Raw genomic sequence first — 4932 nt, forward strand, 5'->3', positions numbered from 1 at the left:
GTCTCGCTGCCGATAGCCCCTTATCGCTCCAATCCCCCACCCCCCCTGGCCCCGATTCATCCGATGATGAGACGGGGGCCGGGCTGTCCTTCCAACTGACAGCGAGAACGGGGGCCTATACCGTCCGGGGGATGCCGGCGGAGGACTTCCCGGAGTTGCCCATGGCCCAGAGCCCGGTGGCGGTTCCTTTGCCTGCAGCAGCCCTGCGGGACGGTCTGGCCCGCACCCTCTTCGCCACCAGTTCCGATGAGGCCAAGCAGATCCTGACGGGTGTCCATTTGGCGGTGTCCCCCGACCGTCTCGAGTTTGCCGCCACCGATGGCCACCGTCTTGCCGTGTTGACCCAGGCCAATGCCAATAGCGGTGTGGCCGACGAAGGTTTTGCGGTCACCATCCCCGCACGATCCCTGCGGGAGTTGGAGCACCTCCTGTCGGCCCGCAGTGAGGAAACCATTGACCTCTATCACGACCAGGGGCAGGTGGTGTTTCTCCGGGCGGATCAAGTGGTCACCAGCCGCACCCTGGACGGGGTGTATCCCAAGTACAACCAACTCGTTCCCGAGACGTTCAGCCGTTCGTTCACCGTTGATCGGGTGCTCCTGCTCACCGCCCTGGAGCGGGTGGCGGTCCTGGCGGATCAGCAGAACAGTGTGGTGAAGCTTTCCGTTGCCACCGCCCAGCGGGACCTGCGCATTTGCGCTGAAGTGCAGGATGTGGGCCGTGGGGACGAGTCGGTTCCCCTCATCGATGGAGACGGGGCCGATATTGACGTGGCCTTCAACGTGCGCTACCTGCTGGACGGCCTCAAGGTGCTCCCGGCCCCGGAGGTGCAATTCCAACTGAACGAGCCCGTCAATCCCGTTGTGCTGCGACCGGCGGGGGGGGGCAGTTCACCTATCTGGTGATGCCCGTCCAGATTCGCACCTGATGGCTCCGGTCCGTCTCCTGCTCACCCTCACCGCTGCAGGGGTTGGAGATTACGGGTAAGGATGAATTGCCGTTGCAGCACGGAAAGCTTGAGTTCCACCTCTTCCTGCTCTCGTCCTGGGGACGATCCCATGACAATTCCGGCCCCGGCGGTAAGCTTCAGGTGTTGCCCGTGCAGTTGGCCACAACGGATGGCCACCCGTAGATCCGCATCACGGCAAAGGTCAACCCAGCCCAGCGGTGCGCCATAGTATCCCCGGGGAAATTTTTCCAGACTGCGGAGCCAGCCCAGCGCTTCCCGCCGCGGCAACCCCGCCACTGCCGGTGTGGGATGGAGCGCCTCCGCCAGATCCAGCACCCGATGGCCATGGGCATCGGCCTGGATGAGGGTATGCAGATGCAGCAGATTCCCATGCCGCGCCAGGCGGGGACAGGGGCGCCGCTGGGGGGCGAGTCCCTGGGAGCATAGAGACTGAACGATGGCGTTGACCACCAACTCGTGCTCATGGCGGTTCTTGACGGACCTGAGCAGTTGCTGCGCTCCGTCCCCGCTGACGCCCGCAGTTCCGGCCAGGCCGTCACAGCGGAGGCGACCCGAGCGCAACTCCAGGAGCCGCTCCGGCGATGCCCCCACAACGGCGTTGTTGCCCTGGCGATTGGCGAGGCGCCAGAGAAAACGGCAACTGCCGGGCTGATGGCGCCGCAGGCTGCGGAGCAGGTCAATGGGGTTCAGGGGGGTGCTCAACAGCAGGTCCTGTTGGGCCGCCAGCACCAATTTGCCCAACCGGCCTTCGTTGATCAGATCCAGCGCCTGTTTTACACTGCTTTGGAAGGGCTGGCGCCAGGAATCACTGCTGGCCACCAGCCTGGGCAGACAAAGGGGCGGCGGCGGGGATTGCCCCAGGGCTTGCGCCTGCTCCCAGAGGGCTTCCGCCATGGATCGAGCCGTGACGGTCCCGCCGAGGCTGCGCTGATGCAGGAGCCAGCAGTGACGGCCCTGGCGCCCCAATTGCCAACGGGGCAGCACGATGGTCACCCCCGGGACCCCGTCCCCGTCGGCGTGACCAAAAAAACTGAAGGCCAGCACCAGCCTTGGCCGTTGCACGGCCCGTCCGGCTCCATGGGGACAGATCAGCCGATTCAGGCTCGTCTCGATAAAGCGCTGGGCCAATGGGAACCGCCGTGGTCCCCGCAACTCCAGACTCTGCTCCACCCCTGTGGCCGCCAACGTCAACCCCGGCCATCCATCCCAGATCCAGGTGAAGTCGTTCCCCTGGGACAACTGGGGCACGGCCAGCAGGGGATCCAGCGGCGCAATGGGTATGCCAAGACAGAGCACCCCCTCCTCGCCCAGATGCTGGGCCCCCTCCTGGGCCATGGTCAACAGGCTCCGGAAGGACATGGCGGCAAACCGGGGAATGGGGATCAGAAATGAATGGTCACGCCAGATTGTACAATTTATCCATGGACGCCATATCCGGAAGCCCTTGAGCCCCAAGGACGCGCCAGAGAAACGGCCGCATCTCTGGTGGGCTGCCATCAAGTGGCCCATGTATGGGGTGGCCGTGATGCCAGCCCTTGTGGCCGCTGGCTGGCTGCTGGGTCCCGGCCGCACCCCATGGCGTCTGCAACCCCAGCAGTTGCTTCTCTTCCTGCTGGCCGCCGTGCTGCTGCTGGCTTGGGAAAATCTTTGCAATGATTACTTTGACGCCCAAACCGGAATCGATATCCGCAAGCACCATTCCCTGATCCGGCTCACCGGCGCCCCCGGACTGGTATTTGTTGGCGCCCAGGCTTTTTGCCTGCTGGGTCTTCTGCTCATGGTCCGGGTGGCCATGGCCAGCAGTTGGTGGTTGCTGGTGCTGGTGCTGGCCGCCTGCTGCTGTGGCTATCTCTACCAGGGACCTCCGTTCCGGCTGGGGTACCAGGGCTTCGGGGAGCCCCTCTGCTGGTTGGCTTTCGGCCCTCTGGCCACCGCCGCGGCCCTGGTGGGCCTCGGCACCCCCGCCCCGGGACTGGAGGGTGGGGGACCACTGGATCTTTCCCTGGCCAGTCAGTTGGGGTGTGGGCCGGCCCTGGCCACAACCCTGGTGCTGTTCTGCTCCCACTTTCACCAGGTGGAGGACGACCTGGCCCACGGCAAGCGTTCACCGGTGCAACGGCTGGGCACGGCCCGGGCTGCCGCCCTTGTGCCCTGCCTTGTGGCCCTTGTTCTGCTGGCGGAAGTGGTTCCCGTTGCCTGGGGCCTATGGCCACCCACGGCCCTGCTGGCGCTGGCCAGCCTGCCGGCGGCGTTCCCCCTGATCCGCCTGTTGGCGCGCCATCACCACCAGCCGGAGCGCATCCGTCACAGCAAGTTTCTGGCCCTTCGCTTCCAGATGGCGAACGGTGTGTTGTTTGCCGGTGGATTGGCGCTAGGAGGGTTGCCGGTGGTCAGTTGAGGGATGCCGGATCATTGGCGCTTGTGTTGGCGGCCGTTCTCCCTGTGGCGCTGGCGCCGTGACGGGGAACAACGGCGCGATCAGGGGTTGCATGTGGAACTGGAAGATCCCCATGGGCTGCAGGCTGCAGGAGAGATCAGCCCCCTGCCCGAACGGGGTCGATCCGGGGCCGATCCTCTCCATGGGGGCCACCTTCAGGCGCTGCGGCGCCAGTTGGAGCCTCTGGACGTGACGGCAGGATGCCGGCAACTGGACCACTGGCTTCGCCACATGGCCTGTCGCCATCCTTGTACGGCCTTTGCCCTGGGCAGTGCCCTGTGGCGTCTGGATCAACAGCGTCACCGCGACAGTGGGGAACCCCTGTGCGACGGCGCCGGCGGCAATCCCGCTGCCGAGCCCCCCTGGCCAACGGTGGGCGTCCTACCCTCCGGCCCCCCGGCGCTGAGGGCATTGGAGCGGGGCCTGGCCCGGGGCTGGCGCTGCTGGAAGTGGAAAATCGGCGCCCTCCCCTGGCGCCAGGAGCAACCGCTGCTGGCGGCGTTGTTGTCCAGGCTGGCGGCCGTGGATGGCACACTGCGACTGGATGCCAACGGCCGCATGAATGCCGCGGAACTCTCCCCCTGGCTGGAGGCCGCCGCTGATCCCCGCATCAGTTGGCTGGAGCAGCCGTTGGCCCCGACGGATCCGCTCCTGGAGCGACTGCTGTGCAGTCCCCCCATCCCCGGTGTCCAGTTGGCCCTTGACGAGTCCCTCACCCAGTTGGATCAGGTGGAGGAGCTGCTCCGGGCGCCCCCCGAGAACAGGCCGCTGCTGGTGATCAAACCCTCCCAGCTCGGGGATCCCCGCCGGCTAGCCGGCCTCCTGCGGGCCTGGCCTGGTCGCTGCGTCATCTCCACTGGTTTTGAAGGGCGCCTTGGTCGGGCTGTGGTCCATGATCTGGCCAAGCTGGCGGCGGTTGGGGGCAGCCCGGCCCCCGGCCTGGGGGCAACGGCCTGACCGGCCGGGTGGATGCCATGGCAAGGCAGGAACGCCATCTTCTCCTCTGCGGCCCGGAGCCGGCTGCGGACTGGCAACGCCTGCAAACCCTTCTGGCCTCGGAAGCCGTTGTGGGCCTCTGCCGTCCGGAGGAGGAAACCATCCTGCGGGCGGCCCTGCGCCCCGGCTGGCGTCACCGGGGCCTGCGGGCGGAGCGCCTTGACCATGGGGACACCCGCCCCCTCCTCACCACGGGATCCGGCGCTGCGGTGGTGCTGGGCAGTGGGGGAAGCCACGGCCGCCGCCGCTGGTGTCTCCACCCCCTGGACCACCTGCAGCAGGCGGCCCGGGCGTTGGCGGGTTGGCCGGCCAGTGGGGCCGGGATGGGTCCGTTATCCCTGGCCGGTCTCGCCAATCCCCTGCCGCTTCACCACGTCAGTGGCCTGATGCCCCCCCTCCGCAGCCGGGCCCTGGGCATTCCCCACCGCTTCCTGCCGCGCCGCCAATGGCGGGAGCCGGGACAACGCCCCGCGCTGCGGGGGTGGGGGCTTTCTCTGGCGCCCACCCAGTTGCAGCGGCTCCTGGGGGA

At 67.2% G+C, this 4932-nt stretch carries 4 protein-coding genes and 1 pseudogene; 4 read left to right on the plus strand and 1 reads right to left on the minus strand.

Annotation, left to right across the window (positions count from 1 at the left end; genetic code table 11):
- Window positions 1-905 (plus strand): DNA polymerase III subunit beta (gene dnaN / locus BG35_RS10695; protein ID WP_152535202.1); only part of this gene is annotated, 905 nt, incomplete at its 5' end.
- Window positions 906-955: 50 nt separating this feature from the next.
- Here the strand turns inward: dnaN and BG35_RS0106435 are convergent.
- Window positions 956-2329 (minus strand): isochorismate synthase, encoded by a 1374-nt coding sequence (locus tag BG35_RS0106435; RefSeq protein ID WP_025782180.1) that lies wholly within the window; start codon window positions 2327-2329, stop codon window positions 956-958.
- A 16-nt stretch (window positions 2330-2345) separates the two neighbouring features.
- Here BG35_RS0106435 and menA point away from each other — a divergent pair, with 16 nt between their 5' ends.
- From menA to BG35_RS0106450, 3 genes and pseudogenes are all read left to right on the plus strand, one after another.
- Window positions 2346-3368, plus strand: coding sequence for a 2-carboxy-1,4-naphthoquinone phytyltransferase (gene menA, locus BG35_RS0106440; protein WP_025782181.1), 1023 nt, complete (start codon window positions 2346-2348; stop codon window positions 3366-3368).
- A gap of 21 nt (window positions 3369-3389) precedes the next feature.
- Entirely contained in the window at window positions 3390-4364 is a 975-nt protein-coding gene (locus BG35_RS11605) for an enolase C-terminal domain-like protein (RefSeq protein ID WP_161632558.1), read from the plus strand.
- 17 nt (window positions 4365-4381) lie between these two features.
- Window positions 4382-4932: pseudogene (locus BG35_RS0106450) on the plus strand (hypothetical protein); the annotation flags it as partial.

The sequence above is a fragment of the Candidatus Synechococcus spongiarum SH4 genome (assembly GCF_000586015.1).
GTDB classification, from domain to species: domain Bacteria; phylum Cyanobacteriota; class Cyanobacteriia; order PCC-6307; family Cyanobiaceae; genus Synechococcus_B; species Synechococcus_B spongiarum_F.